Origin of the sequence: Haloarcula sp. Atlit-7R, assembly GCF_003666065.1 — an archaeon.
In the GTDB taxonomy this organism is placed as follows: Archaea; Halobacteriota; Halobacteria; order Halobacteriales; family Haloarculaceae; genus Haloarcula; species Haloarcula taiwanensis.
In genome coordinates, this window is the sequence record NZ_QXIK01000001.1 from 15,927 (window position 1) to 33,945 (window position 18,019).

The following is an 18,019-nucleotide window of genomic DNA, read 5'->3' on the forward strand; positions in this document are numbered from 1 at the left end:
GTCAGGCTATCTCGTCGTCGATGTTCGCCATGACCTGCTCTTTGTCCGCGTAGTACTTGTTGACCATCGCCGTGAACTTCCGGTAGTCGGTGATGCCTTCGGACTGGAGATAGCGAAGGAACCGCTGGCGGTTGCGGAGTTCGGTGAGCAGTTCCGACTGTGTCCAGCCGCGCTCTTCGCGGATCTCGTCCAGTAGCTCGCTGTTGTTCTCGGAGAAGCGGTCCTCCGTGGCCCGCCAGTTGTACGTCGTCGAGTAGTCCAGTTCGCCGGTCCGCTGGTCGATGCCTTCGATTTCGGCGAGCGTCTTCGCGCGGCGGACGCGCTCGTCGCCCGAGCGGGCCAGCACCTGCACACAGAGGATGTCGAGGCTCTGGACCATCGGCCGCGGGACGTTGATCGGCTCGTTCTCAAGCCGGTTGATGACGGTCTGGACCGAGTCCGCGTGCATCGTCGAGAACGTCGTGTGACCGGTGTTCATCGCCTGGAACAGCGTGATGGCCTCCTCACCGCGGACCTCGCCGACGATGATGTACTCGGGGCGGTGCCGGAGCGCGGACCGCAACAGGTCGTACATCGTGATGTCCGAGTCGTCCAGCCGCTCGCGGGTGACCGAGGAGAGCCAGTTATCGTGGTACAGGGATAGCTCGCGGGTGTCTTCGATTGAGAGCACCTTCGACCGGGGCGGCAGGAACATCGCGAGCGCGTTCATCGACGTGGTCTTACCGGCCGCCGTCCCGCCCGCGAAAATGAGCGACTTGTTGGACTCGATGGCCAGCCAGAGGTAGGCGAGCATCTCCACGGAGAACGTGCCGTACTCCAGCAGTTCGATGGGCGTGAACGGCTCGTCGGCGTATTTCCGGATAGTGAACGCCGAGCCGCGGGGAGTCACCTCCTCGCCGAGCGCCAGTTCGATACGGGAGCCGTCCGGGAGCGTCGTGGAGACGACTGGGTCCGAGACGGAGACGTGTCGGCCCGAGCGCTGGGCCAGTTGGATGACGAAGTCGTTCAGTTCGTCGGCGTCGTAGGTGATGTTCGTCTCGATATCCGTGTAGCCGTCGTGGTAGACGAAGATGGGGAGGTTCGCCCCGTCACAGGAGATGTCCTCGATATCCGGGTCGTGCATCAGGGGGTCGATGTGGCCGTAGCCCTGGAAGGAGCGATGCAGGTAATAAAACAGCCGGTAGAACGTCTCCGGCTCGATGACGACGCCGTACTCCTCCAGCCTGGCTTCGAGTTCCTCGGCGAGGACACGCTCCGGATCAGTGTCGACGTCGTCGCGGTAGATGAGTGGGATGCGGATGTCTTCAAACAGGCGGTCGAGCAGTTCTCGCTCGATGTCGGTCAGCGACGGCTCGACGACGTGATACAGGTGCTCGTCGCGGTCCGGGTCGTGGTTGATAGAGGCGAAGGCGAAGGGGGCGTTCAGCCAGTAGCGTTCCACCTCGTTGTAGCCGTCGAGGCCGTCGAACTCGACCAGTGTCCCGTGGCGGCTGGGGTCGTAGTTCGCCGTCGGAACCGCCGCCCCGCTCAACACCGTCGCGGTCCGCGAGAGCCACGACTGGATGTGGCCGAGCGGGTCCGAAACGATGTCACCGGGTTTGGGAGATTCTGGATTCGACATCGGTAGTGTAGTGGGGAGCACACGGTGCTCCGCGCAATATACCTCTGCTATCGTATCCACCTACTTAAATTCGCTCGCCAAATTATCAGGAGTATAATCGCCAGCGGTCGGACGAACGGGACCGGACTGGCAGTCACGCTCGGTCGACGGTCAACAGGAGATAGGCGAACACGAGCGCGACAAGCGCGCCGACGGGGACCGTGATGCCGGGAAACGACGTGATGAACAGCCCGCTGGCCGCGAGCGTGAGGACGCCGACGAGGCCAAGCAAGCCGCCAAACAGGCGAACCGGGTCCACGGGGAAGGTCGCTTCAACACGGTCCTCAGCGGCGTAATAATAGATGCTGAGGCCGAACGGAAGCAGGAAGACGGCTAGGGCTGCGAATCCGAGTGTTCCGGCGAGCGCAAGCGGGTCCGACTCCTGAAATGTGGCGACCTGCCAGGCCCAGAGAAACGGCCGCTCTCCGGGGAGCGTCGCACCGAAGATAAACTGGAACCGGAACGGGAGAAACCGAAGCCCGACGACAGTCACCCCATCAATCTCGAACAGCGACACCGACCACGGGGCCAGTCCCACGAGCCACGTCGCAAGCACCGCGAACTCGCCGGCGTACTCTGACTTCACCCAGGCCATGCTACTGTCAGAGGGTGGGCCGGTCCGGTAAAAGCTACCGATACCGACAGTCGGTGCGCCGTTACGTTCATTTGGCCGGGACACGTACCAGTAAACACCGGAATGAGGCGTGATTACTTCACTGTCGACATCCAGGCTTCGGCCACCGACAACGACGACCCGACGATCGCGATTGTATACGATGGGCCGACAGGAGAGCTTCGCGAGCGCCTCACCAAAGTAGACGGTGGCACACTCGATGGCGAGGACATTGACGTGACCTTCCGCCGCCAGCCTGAAAGCGACGGCGTGCTCTCGCTAACGAACCGACTCACCGGTGAGTACGTCTTCGAGGCGACAGCACCGACAGCGGCTGTCGACGCGCTCGTCTCCGCGGCGGACGCTCAAGAAGACCCACAGTTTAGAGTCCGTCTCACCGACGGCGAGGGCGAGTCACGGACCTACGAGTTGCGGACGCTGCTCGTCTATGACCACGACGGGAGCCTCCTGCGCGGACAGAGCCTGATCCCCGGCGGCGTCGAGTTATAGCGGCGTCCGCTGCTACAACCGCTCGACAATCGCCGGGAGAACCTGCGTGACATCGGCACGAAGCACGTGCGCCGCACTCGCGTCACGCGGCGTTTCCTCGTAGTTTATCACGATCAGCGTGCTACCCGCCTCCGCCGCGATTTTCGGAAGCAGTGATGCGGGCTGTACCGACAGGGACGACCCTACAGCCAGGAACACGTCGCTGTCCCGGGCGAGGCGCTGGCCTTCGTTCATCGCCACGTCGGGCATGGCCTCGCCGAACAGCACGACGTCCGGGCGGTAGACGCCGCCGCAATCACAGCGCGGCGGCGGGTCGCCGTCTGCAGCGACCTGCTCGAACACCGCCTCGGCGTCCCGACGGTGACCGCAGTCGTCACAGACCACGCGCCGATGGGTCCCGTGTAGTTCGATGACCCGGTCCGTGCCGGCGTCGTCGTGCAGTCCGTCGATGTTCTGCGTGAGCACAGCGTCGAGATGCCCCGAAGATTCGAGCCTCGCCAGCGCCTCGTGGGCGGCGTTGGGTTTGGGGTCTACATCGCCGTAGATGGCCTCCCGAAGTGAGAGTCGGTCCGCCCAGAAACCCGCCGGGTCGGCGTCGAGCCGACGGCGGTGGAAGTCCGCCGGGTCGTGGCGCTCCCAGATACCGTCGTCGCCGCGAAAGGAGGGGATGCCCGACGCCGTCGAGACGCCCGCGCCGGTGAGTGCGACGCCAGTTTCGGCGGTGCGAATCGCCTCTGCCACAGCATCGAGCGTCCCATCGTCGACATCGTCGGTCCCGTGCCTGTCGTCGGCCATACGCTCGCTTCGCAGTGCGACGGTGTGGGTCTATCGGATTGGATTCGGTGTGGGAGACGACTGCGGACGCTCCCTTGTATCCCGAGTCGCTCCGGAGCCAGCCGTATCGCGCCACAGTGTGCGCTCCTGAACCGCTATCCCGACCCACAGTAAACTGGGACGGATTCCGCGTGGTCGCAGGAAGAGAAAGACGGATTTAAATCGCCACCGCTCGCCTCTCTGCATGACATGCGCTTGCACGAATACCAGGCGAAGCAAGTCTTCGCTGACGCGGGCATCCCGACGCCCGCCTCGCAGCTGGCCGAGACAGTAGATGAGGCCGTCGACGCGGCCGAGGAAATCGGATATCCGGTCGCCATCAAAGCACAGGTACACGTTGGCGGCCGCGGCAAGGCCGGCGGCATCAAGCTCGTCGAGTCCAAGGAAGAGGCTCGCGAGGCCGCCGAGGACATCATCGGGATGGACCTCAAGGGCTACCACGTCTCGAAGGTGCTCGTCGAGGAGGCCGTCGACTTCGTCAACGAACTGTACGTCGGCGTGACGATGGACCGTGGCGAGGGTCGCCCCGTCGCCATGGTCTCGACGAAGGGCGGCGTCAACATCGAGGAGGTCGCCGAGGAGGACCCTGACGCCATCGCTCGTGAACACATCGACCCGGCCTTCGGAATGCACCCGTTCCAGGCCCGGAAGGTCGTCTACGAGGCCGGCGTCGACCGCGAGGTCGCAAACGACGTTGCGAGCGTCCTCACGACGCTGTACCAGCTCTGGGACGACCGTGACGGCGCTGACACGGAAATCAACCCGCTGATGATTACCGGCGACGACGAGGTTATCGCGGCCGACGCCGTCATGAACATCGACGGTGACGCCCTGTTCCGCCAGCCCGAGATCGCGGAGATGGGCGAGGAAGCGGCGGAGGGCGACGAACTCGAACAGAAGGCCGACGAGTACGGCTTCGACTACGTCCGGCTCTCGGGCAACGTCGGCATCATCGGTAACGGTGCGGGCCTCGTGATGACGACGCTGGACCTCGTCGACTACTACGGCGGCGAGCCGGCTAACTTCCTCGACGTGGGCGGCGGCGCGAAGGCCGACCGCATCGCGAACGCCCTCGACATGGTGTTCTCCGACGACAACGTCGACTCGGTCGTGTTCAACATCTTCGGGGGCATCACCCGCGGCGACGAGGTCGCCAACGGCATCAACCAGGCACTTGAGCAGTTCGACGAGATTCCGAAACCGGTCACCGTCCGCCTCGCCGGCACCAACGCCGAGGAGGGGATGGAGATTCTGAACGAGGACCTCGTCACGGTCGAACACACGCTGGAGGACGCCGTCCAGCGTGCAGTCGAGTACGCGAAGGAGGTGGAAGCATGAGTGTGCTAGTCGACGAAGACACGCGCGTCGTTGTACAGGGAATCACCGGCGGTGAAGGGAAGTTCCACACCGAACAGATGCTGGAGTACGGCACCAACGTGGTCGCCGGGGCCGTCCCCGGCCGCGGCGGGCAGGAGGTCGCCGGCGTGCCGGTCTACGACACGGTCCAGCAGGCCGCCCGCGAGGAGGACGCCAACGCCGCCGTCGTGTTCGTGCCACCGGCCTTTGCCGGCGACGCCTGTTTCGAGGCCCTTGACGCGAGGGGCATCGACCTCGTCGTAGCCATCACCGAGGGCATCCCGACCCAGGACATGGCGCGGGTCTACCGCAAGCTGCAGGAGACCGACACGCATCTCGTCGGGCCGAACTGCCCCGGCGTCATCACGCCCGGCGTCGCCAAGCTCGGCATCCTCCCGGGGAACATCTTCTCGTCCGGGAACGTCGGTCTCGTCTCCCGCTCGGGGACGCTGACCTACCAGGTCGTCGACAACCTCACCAACCGCGGCATCGGCCAGTCGACGGCCATCGGCATCGGCGGCGACCCCATCATCGGGACGGACTTCATCGGGGCCTTGGAGCAGTTCGAGGCCGACCCCGACACGCACGCCGTCGTCATGTGCGGCGAAATCGGCGGCGAGGACGAGGAGGAGGCCGCCCGCTACATCGGCGAGCACATGGACACGCCGGTCGCCGGCTTCATCGCCGGCCGCACCGCACCGCCCGGGAAGCGGATGGGCCACGCCGGCGCTATCGTCTCCGGCTCCGGCACCGGGACCGCCGAGTCGAAAATCAACGCGCTGGAGAACAACGGCGTCCCGGTCGGTGACACGCCGGAGGAAGTCGCCGACCACGTCGAGGACCTGCTGTAGGGCACCGTCGGTTTCTTATCAACCGTTTTCGTAATATCACGGGATGACGCCTGCTCGTGGGACCGTCTATCTCGTCGCCGGGCGCGAAGTGACTGATCTAGCTGAGGCACTTTCCGAAGCGCTGACCACGGACGGGGCAACAGCCGAGGCGGTCCCAGACACGAGCGACGTACAGAACCGGCTGAGTGACGGGAACATCAGGGGTGTCGTCATCAGTGACGACGGCGACTGTGACGGGGTTGCGGTATTCGAGGGGCTACGGGCAGCGGGTACCGATATTCCGATAGTATTCGTCGGAACCGACCCCGAACCGGACCGGGTCACCGAGGCGCTCCGAGCCGGCGTCAGTGATTACGTGACCGCAGCAACGCCGGCATCCCTGCTGGCCGCGAAGCTCGAAGCGTACGCGACCCGGTGGCCGACTGACTGGTGGGTCGGTGCCAGCCAGTGGAACGATATTTCCAGCGGCGTCTCCCACGACGCGAAGAACCCGCTGAACGTCGTCATGGGCCGGTTAGAGCTTCTCGATATCGGTGAGCCGCATGAAGACGCATTGCTTCGGTCCGTCACCCGGGTTGAGTCGCTCCTTACCGACCTGTCTCGTATCGGAAGCATCGGACGCCCCGTTTCGGAACCCGACTCGCTCTCGCTTTCTGACGTCGCTACCGAAGTCTGGGCCGCAGCGAGCTACGAGGACGCGACGCTCGAAGTGACGACAGACGCGGCTATCGACGCCGAAAACGACCGACTGCAGTTGCTCCTTCGCGAGCTGTTTGACAACGCCGTCGCTCACACCGAGGGACCGGTGACCGTCACCGTCAGTGACACCGAGTCGGGATTCTACGTGGCCGACGATGGCCCGGGGATTCCCGAATCAGACCACGACAAAGTGTTCGAACAGGGCTTCGGGACGACGCGGGAAGGGGAAGGATACGGACTGTTCCTCGTCGACACCGCGGCGCGGGCACACGGATGGACGGTGTCGGTCGGGGACAGCGAATCCGGCGGCACGCGGATTGACGTGACGACAGTCTAGCGGCGTCGTGACAGACGATAACCGTGGACCGCTTGGAACGGTAGCTTGCGTGTCTGCTCTCGAACTGGCTGTTGCCGAGATGTGTACGTTGGTAGTCAGCGTTGGGAACCATTACTGTCCAAGATATGAGGTGTACGAACTATCGAAAATCGACGGACGGCGGACGACCCGAACCCTCTGTCAACGGAAAGAAGCGGGCGTGAACGTTCCGGTATCGCTATAAGGGATGAATCTGTATCTTCGAATATGCCTCATATTTGTCGGAACTGCAAGCGGACCTTCGGCACAGAACTCGAACTCGAACTCCACCGCGACACGTGTTCGGACGGGCAGCTCTACTGTGACGAATGTGGTGACCGGTTTACCGAGCGAGCGGCGACGGAGGACGGCTGGCACTATCGATGTCCGAATGACGACTGTGACGGCACCGGGATCGACGACGACATCCACAAGGTATCTGACGCACGCGTAACCAAACAGTAGCATCGGGAAGGACAGGCTAGGTTAGCAATCCGGTGGACGGCAGCGCGGAGAACTCGACACACGCCTGTTCCGTTGGCCAGTAGCAGTAAATGCTCACCTAACAAACTGATGCAGAAGTGACAGACCCGGATCGCCTGCCAGCCCATATTCAGGGGGTTGGATGGACTCTTCTGCTCGGGGTTATCGGCAATTACTTTTATTTTTCTGATTCTGGAATTCCGGCTGTCCTCACGGCCGATTTCGTCGTCAGTATGCTGGCAGTCGTGCCGTTTGCCGCGGTGATTATCGTCGGTGGGTTCTGGCTAGAAAACTCAGCATTGACTTCGTCACGGTACCAGCGGGTCGGAATCTGGTTCACCGGCGGGCTCAGTGGCTTCCTGTTACTGAACCTGGTGATGATGTGGACCTGGCCCGCCGAGTCGCTCCGGTGGACTATCGGATGGGCGCTGTTTGCGATTGGTGTCGGCGGCTCCGGTGGTCTGGTCGCGGGCATCTTTGAAGCGCGAGCGATTTCGCGAACCGTCGAGGCCGAACGACAGCGGTTCCAGCGGCGGGCCGTCGAGCAGCGCAACGAACGCCTCGACGAGTTCGCGGCCGTTGTTGCACACGACCTCCGAAACCCGCTCAGCGTCGCGTCCGGTCAGCTCGAACTCGAACGAATGGACCGCGACTCGGAACACCTGGAAACGGCTGCGACAGCGCTGGACCGGATGGAAACGCTCATCGACCGGACGCTGACACTGGCCCGAAGCGGACACGTCATCAGCGAACCGGAGCCCGTTGACCTCGAAGAACTGGTCGAGAGCTGCTGGGAGGCAGTGCCGACGGCGGATGCGACACTAGCAAATGAAGTAACAGCCGTCATCGACGCCGACCCGGATCGGCTCCGTCACCTGTTCGAGAACCTGTTTCGGAACGCCGTGGAGCATGGCTCCACGGGCAGTGTGAATTCCGACGACGCCCTCGAACGTGGCAGTGCTGACCTGACGATTCGTGTCGACGAGCTGTCTGGGGGGTTTTATGTCGCCGACGACGGTTCCGGAATTCCGCCGGAAAAGCGTGATGCGGTGCTTGACGACGGCTATACTGCCACCGACGGTGAAGGCGGGCTGGGGCTGGCAATCGTCCAGCGCATCGTCGAAGCCCACGGCTGGGAAATCGACGTGACCGAAAGCGACGAGGGTGGGACGCGCTTCGAGATAACGGGCATCGCGAGGACGGACGACCCAGAGGAAGACACTCGCACGCGCTCGAAGACGCCAGTACAGCCCTGACGGGTCGGCCCGGCGTTACCTACGCCTCGCGTTGCTTTCCCAGAGCGGCGATCCGTTGGCACGCTCGGGCACACACCGGGGCGTAGCCAGTCGCCAGCGGCGGAATCTCGAACCCAACGACGGAGCCGGTGGTCCGTTCCTCGGCGAAGTGGCCGGTCGCGGGGAGCCGTGCGATGGTCCACGTCCAGCGATACGGCGCGCACGCCGTCACCTCGAACGGGAGCCACACCGCGTCGGCGACGCGAACGCGACCGGTCGTCCCCGCGGTGATGTACCGGTCCGCTGTCTCAACGGCTGTGACAGACGGCCCCCAGTCTGCCCAGCAGTCGGTGTCGGTCAGAACATCCCACACGGTGTCGACCGACGCATCGACATCATGTCGGACGAGCAGGCGTCGGCCGTCCGGTGTTCGTTCGAGTGAGACGCTACTCGCGCCGAGTTCGAGTGCCATTATCAGAAGCAATAGGCCGGAGCCAAGGTATAGGTTAGTTCACTCACAACGAACCGGCAGATGATTGACGCCCGGGATATTCGGAAGGAGTACGGCGGTTTCGTCGCTGTACAGGGCAGTTCGTTTTCGGTCGACCGCGGCGAGGTGTTCGGTATCATCGGGCCGAACGGGGCCGGCAAGACGACGACGCTGAAGATGCTCGCGGGCCTGCTGGAGCCGACGAGCGGCTCCGCCGAGGTAGCGGGGCTCGACACTGAAACCGCGGAGATGCGCCAGCAACTGGGCTTTCTGCCCGAAGAATCGCCGCTGTACGAGGAGATGACGCCGATCTCCTACCTGAAATTCTTCGCCGATCTCTACGACGTTGACCCGGACGTGGCTGAGGAGCGGATGCACGACACGCTGGACGAACTCGAACTCGAACACCGCGACCGGAAGCTCGGCGACATGTCCAAGGGGATGAAACGGAAGGTTGCCATCGCCCGGTCGCTCATCAACGACCCAGACGTGCTCATCTACGACGAGCCGGCGTCGGGGCTGGACCCGCTGACGACAAACTACGTCATCGAGTTCACCGAGCAGTTGGCGAAGGAGGGCAAAACCATCGTCTTCTCGGCACACAATCTCTTTCACGTCGAATCTATCTGTGACCGGGTCGTCATCATGAACGAGGGCGAAATCGTCGCCCGCGGCGACCTCGACGAACTCCAGACCGAGTACGGTCACACGCGGTATCACGTCTATACGACCGTCGACGTGCCCGACGCGGTGCAGGAAAACGGCTCGTACAAGCGGGTCGTCGAGAGCATGGACGCCGTCGAAGCGACGCGCGAACAGGCGGAGGAAAACGGTGGAGAAGTAGTCGACATACGAACGGAGGAGTCCAGCCTTGAGGAGGTGTTCCTCAACGTCGCCGAGGCCGGGACCCGCGGCACGCGATACGTCGGGGAGGACGCGGAGTAGATGCAACCCGACAAGCTCCTGCGCGTCGCGAAGTGGGAGGTGACAAAAAACGCCGGCGGTGTCGACAAGCGGACCATCGTCGTGATGGCGCTGTCCCTCGTTGCGATGGGCGCGGTCGCCGCGATAGCCGTCAGCGGTGGTACCGGCGCGGGCATGGACGACGGCATCTACCGGATTGGCGTCGACGAGAGCAGCCCGTACTACGACGTGGCAGCTAATGACTCGACCTTCGATATCCGCGAGCCGGACCCTGCTGCCATTGAGCGACGCCAGCAGGAACTCCTGTATCGGGGGATACGGCTTCAGAACGCGCCACAGACGGCCAAAGAGCGGGCTGCGCTTACCGAACTCCGCGACAGCACGGCGCAGTACAACGACCGGACGCTCGCTCGGGACGACAACCAGACCGCCGCGTTTCCCGTTTCTGTGACGCTCATCTACGAGCAGCAGTCGGGGAGCAGCCAGCTCGACCCCCGGAGCGGCGACAGCGGTGACGGGTCTGGCTCCTCGGAAGACGACACCAGCGTCTCCGATGGGGAAGAGACGAGTACTTCGATCGGGAGCGATTCGGACACCAGTGGCAGTACTGGAGCGGGCGACGACAGCAGCGATGATAGCGACGGAAGCAATAGCGATAGCTCGGCAACGGGCGATGACAGCGATAGTAGCGGTAGCAGCCAAGAGACTGTCGACAGCAATGTGAGCAACAGCGGCTCGGTCGCGAGCGGTAACGGCGGAACCGCCGGTGGCAGCGGCGCGAACCTCGGCGCTATCGGCGCGCGGTTGACCGGCGATGTCCAGGGCGGCACCCCCTCTGATATCTCGCCACCGTTCCCCTTCGAGTCGCTCGTGCTTGCCTTCCTCTACATCGTGCCGATGAACTTCGTTATTCAGGCCTACGGCTCGTCGATGCTCTCGGAACGGTTGAACCGCCGCGGTGAACTCCTGCTGGTGACGCCAGCCTCGCGGGGCGACATCATCGGCGGCAAGACGCTCCCGTACCTCGCGGGCGCTGTCGGCGTGGCGGCGCTCATCACCGCGGCGCTCCGGTTCGGGAACATCGCGCCGGCGGGGAGTTACGTCGCGGTGCTGGCGGTGGTCCCACTCGTCGTCCTCTTCCTCTCGGCGACGTTCTGCGGGGCGATGTTCGCCCGCTCGTTCAAGGAACTCACCTTCGTGACGGTGACAATCACGGTGACGCTGACCTCCTACGCGTTCGTGCCGGCCATCTTCACCGACGTGACGCCGATTGCGCTCATTTCGCCGCTGACGCTCGTCGTGATGGACCTCACCGGCCAGCCGATCGGGCTCTCGTCGTTCGTCTTCTCGACGGCACCGCCGCTGCTGACCGGACTGGTGCTGTTCGGTCTGGGGGCCGGTCTCTATCGAGAAGAGGACATGTTCACCCAGCGGCCGATTCCGCTGAAGGTGCTCGACGCGCTGGCCGGCGGTATCACTGGTCGCCGGAGCGCGCTGAAGATGAGCGTCGTTCTGTTGCCGCTGGTCATCGTCGCCGAGCTGGCTGCCATCGCGTTCCTGTTTGTCCTCGATTCGGTGTCGCTGAACGTCTTCGGGACGAACCAGTCGCTGGGCATCGTGCTCGTGCTCGGTGTCATCGTCGTTATCGAGGAGGTGGCCAAGAGTCTGCACGTCTACGCCGGCTACGAGCACGCCCGCTACGAGCGGACGCTCCGGTCGGCGCTCGGCGTCGGTGCGCTCTCCGGACTCGGCTTTTTTATCGGGGAGAAAGGGCTGCTTATCGCACGGCTGTCAGACTTAGAGAGCCTCCCCATCGGCGAAGCCGCGCTGCAGGGCGCAACGCTGCCTGCCGGCCTGCCGCTGTGGGTCGCGGGCCTGCTGTTCCTGCTCCCGCTGGCACTGCACACAGTGACGGCGGCCATCTCGTCGGTTGGCGCGAGCCGCGGGCGGCGCGCCTACGTGACTGCCCTGACTGTGGCCATCGTCGTCCACTTCGCCTACAACTTCGCGGTGGTGAGTACCCTTGTCTGAAGACCGTCCGGTCTGGCGCGACCCGCGAATCGTCATCGCGCGGCGTGACATTCGGTCGCTGTCCCGCGAGAAGACCATCGTGCTGGCGTTGCTCATTCAGCTGTTCGTCGCGGGGTTCTCCTCGTTCCTCGTCGTCGGCCTCACGTCGCTGTACGACCCGAGCTCGGTCGCAGCCGGCGAGGTGGAGATGGCCGTCACCGGCGACGCCCGGGAGGAACTGGTGGCCGCGGCCGCCGAACAGGACGGAACCAGCGTTACCGCCTTCGAGAACGAGAGCGCGGCACAGCGGGCGTTCGACCAGCGCCAGGTTGACGCGATACTGCGCGGCGACTACGTGCCGTCAGCGCGCGGGCCAGGAGAGCAGATAGCGGTCACTGCTATCGTGCCGGAGGGGAGCATTCGATCGACGCTCATCGTCGTCGAAGTGCGCCGGGTCCTCAGCGCGCTGGAGCGTCAGGAGCGGCTGGAGCGGACGCCGTATCTCGACTCGCCCCCCGTACCACTGCCTGAGACCGTCAGTGCGAGCCAGTACTTCGGGTTCACCTACACCATCCTGATTCCACTGCTCCTGTTCCTGCCGCCGTTCATCAGCGGTTCGGTGGCCGTCGACACCGTCACCGAGGAACTCGAACGCGGGACGATGGAACTACTCCGCGTGGCCCCGGTGTCGCTGCTCGACATCATCGACGGGAAAGCCCTCGGAATGGTGTTGCTTGCCCCTGCACAGGCGCTCCTGTGGCTCGCCCTGCTGTCGACGAACGGTATCGCCGTCTCGAACCCGGCCGCGATTCTGCTGTTTATCACCGCCGTCACCGTCGTCGTCGTGACGCTCGGCGTCGTGCTGGGCGTCACGCTCCAGAACCGTCGCCCGGCGCAGTTGCTGTTCTCCGTGCTCACCCTCGTCCTCTTCGGTGGGGCCGTCGTCCTCCCGGAACACCCGGCGACGACGGTGGCGAAGCTTGCAGTGGATAGCCCGACCCTACTGACCTACGGCCACGTCGGTGGGGCGGTCCTGCTGGCGGTCGCTGGCTACGTCGTAGCCAGACTATACATCGGGCGGGTCGCGGCGGAATCACTGTAACCAGCGGCGAACCTTTTTCGCCAGCGCGGACGCGAACCTGAGCATGGAGTACACGACACTCGGGTCGACTGGCATGGAAGTCAGCCGGCTCTGTCTGGGCTGTATGAGCTTCGGAACCTCGGAGTGGCGCGACTGGGTGCTCGACGAAGCGGAAAGCCGCGAGGTCATCGAGCGGGCCATCGACCTCGGCATCAACTTCTTCGATACGGCCAATATGTATTCGATGGGCGAGTCCGAGCGTGTTCTCGGAACCGTCCTCGACGACTACGACCGCGACGGACAGGTCGTGGCGACGAAAGGATACTTCCAGATGGACGAGGACAACCCAAACTCCGGGGGGCTCTCGCGGAAGGCCATCGAGCAGGAACTGGCGAACTCGCTGTCCCGGCTCGGGATGGACACCGTTGACCTCTACCAGACCCACCGCTGGGATTACGACACACCTATCGAACAGACGCTCCGGGCGCTGGACGACGCGGTCCGACGGGGACAGGCACGGCACGTCGGCGCGTCGTCGATGTGGACCCACCAGTTCGTGGATGCGCTCCGGACGAGCGAGCGCGAAGGACTGGAGCGGTTCGAGACGATGCAGAACCACTACAATCTGCTGTACCGCGAGGAGGGGCGCGAGATGCTCCCGCTGTGTGAGAAGGAGGCCGTCGGCGTTATCCCGTGGAGTCCGCTCGCCCGGGGCTATCTTACCCGCCCGCACGAGCGGGTCGAGGAGACGGTCCGGGGCGAGACAGACGACTACGCTCGTGAACACCCCTACTTCGAGGGCAACGGCCGCGAAATCAACGAGCGCGTGCAGGAACTGGCCGACGAGTACGACGCCTCGATGGCACAGATTGCGCTTGCCTGGGTGCTCGACAAGGAGTGGGTCGACGCACCGATTATCGGGACGAGCAGTCTCGAACACCTCGAAGAAGCGGTCGCGGCGCTGGAGATCGACCTCACGGCGAGCGACGTAGAGTGGCTGGAAGAGCCATACGAGCCAGTTCGGGTGTCGGGCCACGAGTAAGCCGCCGAAACGGTTATTGCGCTGTATGATGAAGCTTGATACTAAGGAAAGGTAACAATGACCAATGCTCGGGGGCCGAGCAACGAGGCGTTCGAGGAGCCGACGAGCGGTGACGCCTGCGTGTGTCCGGTACGGAACGCAATTGAGCACTACGTGACCGGGATACTGGGACTTGCCGCGACGCTCATCGTCGGTGTGCAAGCGTATCCGTGGCTCCAGTCCGTCACCGGGACCACGACGTATCTCGGCTCGACGTGGCTGGTGTTTAGTTTCGCTGCGATATGGCTCGTCTGCTGGATCGCACTGGAACTCGCCTGGGAGTGGCGTGCCGGCCGGATACACCTGCTGTAGCGGGCAGTCAGCTGCGAACGTCGGCCGCGACCCGTTGCATTGCCGCGAAGTCGTCGTCGGAGTAAGCGATGAGTCGCACGTCTGTCAGAGAGTCGGGCTGGTACTCGTCGATAACAGTACAGATAACTCTGATACCCGCCTCAAAGTCGAACCCGGCGATGCCACAGCCGATGGCCGGGAGGACGACTGATTCGCAGTCCAGCGCGTCAGCTTCTGCCAGTGCGTTTCGGGTCGCTGTGCGGATGCTCTCAGCGGTCGACTGGCCGCCCGGTGGCATCGCAGCGGCGTGGATGACGTACTCGGCGTCGAGGTCGTAGGCGTCGGTCGTGGCGACACCGCCGAGGTCGACCGGGCCTTTCGCGACGGCTTCATCGTTCAGGCCCGACCCGGCGGCGCGCTTGAGCGCCCCGGCGACGCCGGAGCCCATCCGGAGGCTCGTGTTCGCCGCGTTGACCAGTGCGTCCGCCGACTGTGTAGCGATGTCGCCCTGGATTACCTCGAACTCCATACGCGACGCTGGGAGCGGCACTGACAAAGTTTTAGCGCCAGCGCGACCGAGCGGTTTTATTGGTGCCTGTCACCGAACCCCACAGCAGGCAAAAACCCCTCTGGTCCCTACAAACAGGTATGGACCTGTTGACGATGACGTGGCGAGACGTGGGGTTCATGCACTGGCCGATCGAGCCCGACAGTATCCAGACGACACTGCCGGATCAGCTCGACGTCGACACGTACGACGGGCAGGCGTGGCTCAGCGTGGTCCCGTTCCAGATGGCGGACATCAGACCACGAGGCAGTCCGATTGGGCGGTCCTTCGGCGAGCTAAATCTCCGGACCTACGTAGTCGCCGACGGGACGCCGGGGGTGTACTTCTACAACCTCGACGCTGACGACCGCCTCAGCGTCACGCTGGCACGGCAGCTGTTCCAGCTGTCCTACTACCAGGCGTCGATGCAGGTCCGGACTGACGGCGACAGCGTCGAGTTCCGGAGTCGCCGGACCAGTTCGCGCGCGCCACCGGCGGATTTCCACGCCACATACGAGCCGACCGAACCGCCGTCGCCGCCCGAACCGGGCTCGGTGGAGTCGTTCCTAGTAGAGCGGTACCGCTTTTATGCCGCGAGTGACGACGGGACGGTGTATTACGCCGACATCGACCACGAGCCGTGGCCACTGCAGAGAGGACACGCAGATATTCGGATGAACGGCCTGTTCGCCGCGTCGGGCTTTGAGAACCCCGATGGCGACCCGCTCGTCCACTACTGCGCCGAGATTCCAGTGACTGCGGGTCGGCTTCACCGGCTCGACGGGGGTGCCCAGTACACTGATTAGCGTGTCGGCCCCAGTGAGTATGTGGTCGCCCTCCGTCCGCTGCAGGTCACGCTTGATGACGTCTGCTTCTGTCACTGGCCGGTCTCCGAGGCCGCGGTACGATCGGCGGTCCCCGACTGGCTCACCGTCGAGACGGCCGACGGTGACGCCTGGGTGTCGGCCGTTGTAGCGACCGTCGACCGCGTCGAGACGTTTGGTATCGAGGTTGCTGGGCCGTCTGAGTTGCTCACGGTTCGAACCTACGTCCGCGGGCCGACCGGCCAGCGCGGGGTCTGTGTGCTCGGGCTGTTCGGTGACGACAGGCGGACAGCGACGGCGGTTTCGGAACTATTTCGCATTACGGTTGGTGATGCCGTCCCACGGACGCTCTCAACGGCTGACCGTCGCCGGGTCCTTGACGCCGGGGAGCGACGACTGTTCGAGTGTCGGTACACGGCCGGCGGTGAGCCAGTGGCGATTCCACCGGACTCACTGGCCTCTTTCCTCGTCGACCGGCAGCGATATTTCACGACCGGGCGCTTCGGGACGCACCTCGTCGGCAGCCTCGGTCACGACCCGTGGCGACTCGACCGCGTTGACGCCACTGTGACCGGATCTGTACTCTCAATAGTTGATATGTCGGCCCCTAACTCGGACCCGTTGGTCCACCACAGCCCTGCGCTTCGGGTTTCGGTCGCCCCACCGGTACCGCGATAGCCGTGACCAGCGGGCAACCTGGCTCCCTTGAAATATAAGTACGGACAGACCGTTGGGGGAACAAGGACCCTGCCGCCTATATGACAGCTGAAACTAATATACGAACGCTTGTTGTTGACGATAGCGATTTTTTCGCGGAGATGACCGCCGATACGCTCACGCAACAACACGACATCGAGTCCGTTGCTGCAAACAGCGCCATGGAAGCGCTGGAACGACTTGACGGGGGCGGGTTTGACTGCGTCGTCAGTGACTACGAAATGCCCGAGATGGACGGGCTGGAACTGCTCGAGGCAATCAGAGAAACGAACCCGTCTATCCCGTTCATTTTGCTGACCGGGCGCGGGGACGAAGAGACGGCGAGCGCGGCTATTGCGGCGGGCGTCGCCGACTACCTGCTGAAACTGGAAGTCGTCGAAGACAAGCAGTACGGTCGGCTAGCGAACCGAATCGAGAACGTTGTTTCCCAAGAGCGGACCCGCAAGAAGTTCGAATCGCTTGTGTCGGACTCGCCGGACGGTATCGTCCACCTGACGACTGACGGGACCATCCTCTCAGCGAACCCCTCGATGGCACGCAGACTGGGTAGCGACCCCGACACGCTCGTCGGACAACAACTGAGCGATGTGATGGACAGCGAAGCGGCCAATCAGCGTCTCGAAGCCGGGAAAAGCGCAGTCAAAAACGGGACTGCGACTCGCTCCGAGGACGCCGTTGGGGGACGACACTACCACAACCAGTACATCCCTGTCGACAGCCACCGCAAGGCGGATACCTTCCAGCTGGTGTCACGCGATATCACGGAACGCGTCGAACGCCAGCGCGAACTGGAACGCCAGAACGAGCGACTCGAAGAGTTCGCCAGCGTCGTCAGCCACGACCTGCGGAACCCGCTGAACGTCGCTCAGGGCGCGGTCGATCTGCTTGAGGAGCCCGCCGATAGCGAGGAAGCCGAACTGGTCGCCAAGATCGACCGGTCACTGGACCGGATGGGCTGTATTATCGAGGACGTGCTCACGCTGGCGCGGCAAGGCCAGACGGTCAGTGACCCACAGGAGACAGAGCTGTCGACGCTGGCGTCGACCGCGTGGACATGGATCGAGGCTGAGCAGGCCTCCATGTCGGTCGAGTCGAGCACGGAGCTCAACGCCGATAGCGGGCGTGTCCAGGACATGCTGGCGAATCTGTTCCGGAACGCCATCGAACACAACGACGGCGACGTGGAAATCGAAGTCGGACTACTGGGGTCCGACGACGGCTTCTACATCGCAGACAACGGCGAAGGTGTCGAGGGCGACGCTGAGGACGTGTTCGAGATGGGCTACTCCTCGACGGAGGACGGAACCGGATTCGGCCTGGCTATCGTCGAACAAGTCGCTGAAGCCCACGGCTGGGAAGTGTCTCTGACCGAGAGTGACAGCGGCGGGGCGCGTTTTGAAGTGGCAGGCGTCGAACTGCACAACTGAGACGGACTTTTCACTGCTGGGACCCGAGCAG

The 18,019-nt window shown here is 63.8% G+C and carries 19 protein-coding genes; 14 read left to right on the forward strand and 5 right to left on the reverse strand.

Annotation, left to right across the window (positions count from 1 at the left end):
- Position 1: 1 nt before the first annotated feature.
- Together D3D01_RS00060 and D3D01_RS00065 are read right to left on the reverse strand one after the other, a co-directional pair.
- Positions 2-1,621, reverse strand: coding sequence for a type II/IV secretion system ATPase subunit (locus D3D01_RS00060; protein WP_101349787.1), 1,620 nt, complete (start codon positions 1,619-1,621; stop codon positions 2-4).
- A 133-nt stretch (positions 1,622-1,754) separates the two neighbouring features.
- On the reverse strand, positions 1,755-2,255 hold the full coding sequence (locus D3D01_RS00065) for a TIGR04206 family protein (RefSeq protein ID WP_121510840.1): 501 nt from the start codon (positions 2,253-2,255) through the stop codon (positions 1,755-1,757).
- 102 nt (positions 2,256-2,357) lie between these two features.
- Between D3D01_RS00065 and D3D01_RS00070 the strand changes: the two genes are divergently transcribed.
- Complete coding sequence (locus tag D3D01_RS00070) at positions 2,358-2,783, forward strand: DUF5793 family protein (protein WP_121510841.1); 426 nt, start codon at positions 2,358-2,360, stop codon at positions 2,781-2,783.
- A 12-nt stretch (positions 2,784-2,795) separates the two neighbouring features.
- Here D3D01_RS00070 and D3D01_RS00075 read toward each other — a convergent pair whose 3' ends face one another.
- A complete protein-coding gene (locus D3D01_RS00075) occupies positions 2,796-3,578 on the reverse strand; it encodes an NAD-dependent deacylase (protein ID WP_121510842.1) in 783 nt (260 codons plus the stop codon).
- 228 nt (positions 3,579-3,806) lie between these two features.
- On the opposite strand from D3D01_RS00075, the gene sucC reads away from it, so the two are divergent.
- From sucC to D3D01_RS00100, 5 genes are all read left to right on the forward strand, one after another.
- Positions 3,807-4,955, forward strand: a complete 1,149-nt coding sequence (gene sucC, locus D3D01_RS00080) for an ADP-forming succinate--CoA ligase subunit beta (protein ID WP_121510843.1) — start codon at positions 3,807-3,809, stop codon at positions 4,953-4,955.
- Positions 4,952-5,824 (forward strand): succinate--CoA ligase subunit alpha, encoded by an 873-nt coding sequence (gene sucD, locus D3D01_RS00085; RefSeq protein ID WP_101349783.1) that lies wholly within the window; start codon positions 4,952-4,954, stop codon positions 5,822-5,824. The genes sucC and sucD overlap by 4 nt, the downstream gene beginning before the upstream one ends.
- Positions 5,825-5,867: 43 nt before the next feature.
- Positions 5,868-6,860, forward strand: a complete 993-nt coding sequence (locus tag D3D01_RS00090; RefSeq protein ID WP_121510844.1) for a hybrid sensor histidine kinase/response regulator — start codon at positions 5,868-5,870, stop codon at positions 6,858-6,860.
- Between the two features lie 246 nt (positions 6,861-7,106).
- On the forward strand, positions 7,107-7,343 hold the full coding sequence (locus tag D3D01_RS00095) for a hypothetical protein (protein ID WP_004593153.1): 237 nt from the start codon (positions 7,107-7,109) through the stop codon (positions 7,341-7,343).
- Positions 7,344-7,594: 251 nt separating this feature from the next.
- Positions 7,595-8,617 (forward strand): HAMP domain-containing sensor histidine kinase, encoded by a 1,023-nt coding sequence (locus D3D01_RS00100; RefSeq protein WP_121510845.1) that lies wholly within the window; start codon positions 7,595-7,597, stop codon positions 8,615-8,617.
- A gap of 19 nt (positions 8,618-8,636) precedes the next feature.
- Here the strand turns inward: D3D01_RS00100 and D3D01_RS00105 are convergent, their stop codons facing one another.
- On the reverse strand, positions 8,637-9,068 hold the full coding sequence (locus D3D01_RS00105; protein WP_121510846.1) for an SRPBCC family protein: 432 nt from the start codon (positions 9,066-9,068) through the stop codon (positions 8,637-8,639).
- A gap of 60 nt (positions 9,069-9,128) precedes the next feature.
- Between D3D01_RS00105 and D3D01_RS00110 the strand changes: the two genes are divergently transcribed.
- Genes D3D01_RS00110 through D3D01_RS00130 form a run of 5 tightly spaced genes read left to right on the forward strand, consistent with a single transcriptional unit; the run spans position 9,129 to position 14,494 of the window.
- A complete protein-coding gene (locus D3D01_RS00110; protein WP_121510847.1) occupies positions 9,129-10,031 on the forward strand; it encodes an ABC transporter ATP-binding protein in 903 nt (300 codons plus the stop codon).
- Entirely contained in the window at positions 10,032-12,041 is a 2,010-nt protein-coding gene (locus tag D3D01_RS00115) for an ABC transporter permease (RefSeq protein WP_121510848.1), read from the forward strand.
- Positions 12,034-13,122, forward strand: coding sequence for an ABC transporter permease (locus D3D01_RS00120; RefSeq protein ID WP_101349778.1), 1,089 nt, complete (start codon positions 12,034-12,036; stop codon positions 13,120-13,122). Before D3D01_RS00115 ends, D3D01_RS00120 begins: the two co-directional genes overlap by 8 nt.
- Before the next feature lie 43 nt (positions 13,123-13,165).
- Entirely contained in the window at positions 13,166-14,143 is a 978-nt protein-coding gene (locus D3D01_RS00125) for an aldo/keto reductase (RefSeq protein ID WP_121510849.1), read from the forward strand.
- Positions 14,144-14,200: 57 nt separating this feature from the next.
- Entirely contained in the window at positions 14,201-14,494 is a 294-nt protein-coding gene (locus D3D01_RS00130; RefSeq protein ID WP_121510850.1) for a hypothetical protein, read from the forward strand.
- Positions 14,495-14,501: 7 nt separating this feature from the next.
- On the opposite strand, the gene D3D01_RS00135 is transcribed toward D3D01_RS00130, so the two are convergent.
- On the reverse strand, positions 14,502-15,002 hold the full coding sequence (locus tag D3D01_RS00135; RefSeq protein WP_121510851.1) for a macro domain-containing protein: 501 nt from the start codon (positions 15,000-15,002) through the stop codon (positions 14,502-14,504).
- A 119-nt stretch (positions 15,003-15,121) separates the two neighbouring features.
- Between D3D01_RS00135 and D3D01_RS00140 the strand changes: the two genes are divergently transcribed.
- From D3D01_RS00140 to D3D01_RS00150, 3 genes are all read left to right on the forward strand, one after another.
- Positions 15,122-15,826 (forward strand): YqjF family protein, encoded by a 705-nt coding sequence (locus tag D3D01_RS00140; protein WP_121510852.1) that lies wholly within the window; start codon positions 15,122-15,124, stop codon positions 15,824-15,826.
- Between the two features lie 21 nt (positions 15,827-15,847).
- Positions 15,848-16,522, forward strand: a complete 675-nt coding sequence (locus tag D3D01_RS00145) for a DUF2071 domain-containing protein (RefSeq protein WP_121510853.1) — start codon at positions 15,848-15,850, stop codon at positions 16,520-16,522.
- Between the two features lie 80 nt (positions 16,523-16,602).
- Positions 16,603-17,988, forward strand: coding sequence for a response regulator (locus tag D3D01_RS00150; protein ID WP_121510854.1), 1,386 nt, complete (start codon positions 16,603-16,605; stop codon positions 17,986-17,988).
- Positions 17,989-18,019 lie beyond the last annotated feature (31 nt).

Excerpts from the sequence above, each read along its gene's own strand:
- D3D01_RS00130 (WP_121510850.1), top strand. The coding sequence starts at position 14,201 with ATGACCAATGCTCGGGGGCCGAGCAACGAGGCGTTCGAGGAGCCGACG.
- D3D01_RS00090 (WP_121510844.1), top strand. The coding sequence starts at position 5,868 with ATGACGCCTGCTCGTGGGACCGTCTATCTCGTCGCCGGGCGCGAAGTG.
- D3D01_RS00070 (WP_121510841.1), top strand. The coding sequence starts at position 2,358 with ATGAGGCGTGATTACTTCACTGTCGACATCCAGGCTTCGGCCACCGAC.
- D3D01_RS00150 (WP_121510854.1), top strand. The coding sequence starts at position 16,603 with ATGACAGCTGAAACTAATATACGAACGCTTGTTGTTGACGATAGCGAT.
- D3D01_RS00135 (WP_121510851.1), bottom strand. The coding sequence starts at position 15,002 with ATGGAGTTCGAGGTAATCCAGGGCGACATCGCTACACAGTCGGCGGAC.
- D3D01_RS00060 (WP_101349787.1), bottom strand. The coding sequence starts at position 1,621 with ATGTCGAATCCAGAATCTCCCAAACCCGGTGACATCGTTTCGGACCCG.
- D3D01_RS00095 (WP_004593153.1), top strand. The coding sequence starts at position 7,107 with ATGCCTCATATTTGTCGGAACTGCAAGCGGACCTTCGGCACAGAACTC.
- D3D01_RS00140 (WP_121510852.1), top strand. The coding sequence starts at position 15,122 with ATGGACCTGTTGACGATGACGTGGCGAGACGTGGGGTTCATGCACTGG.
- D3D01_RS00115 (WP_121510848.1), top strand. The coding sequence starts at position 10,032 with ATGCAACCCGACAAGCTCCTGCGCGTCGCGAAGTGGGAGGTGACAAAA.
- D3D01_RS00065 (WP_121510840.1), bottom strand. The coding sequence starts at position 2,255 with ATGGCCTGGGTGAAGTCAGAGTACGCCGGCGAGTTCGCGGTGCTTGCG.
- D3D01_RS00125 (WP_121510849.1), top strand. The coding sequence starts at position 13,166 with ATGGAGTACACGACACTCGGGTCGACTGGCATGGAAGTCAGCCGGCTC.
- D3D01_RS00075 (WP_121510842.1), bottom strand. The coding sequence starts at position 3,578 with ATGGCCGACGACAGGCACGGGACCGACGATGTCGACGATGGGACGCTC.
- D3D01_RS00100 (WP_121510845.1), top strand. The coding sequence starts at position 7,595 with ATGCTGGCAGTCGTGCCGTTTGCCGCGGTGATTATCGTCGGTGGGTTC.
- D3D01_RS00105 (WP_121510846.1), bottom strand. The coding sequence starts at position 9,068 with ATGGCACTCGAACTCGGCGCGAGTAGCGTCTCACTCGAACGAACACCG.
- sucD (WP_101349783.1), top strand. The coding sequence starts at position 4,952 with ATGAGTGTGCTAGTCGACGAAGACACGCGCGTCGTTGTACAGGGAATC.
- sucC (WP_121510843.1), top strand. The coding sequence starts at position 3,807 with ATGCGCTTGCACGAATACCAGGCGAAGCAAGTCTTCGCTGACGCGGGC.
- D3D01_RS00110 (WP_121510847.1), top strand. The coding sequence starts at position 9,129 with ATGATTGACGCCCGGGATATTCGGAAGGAGTACGGCGGTTTCGTCGCT.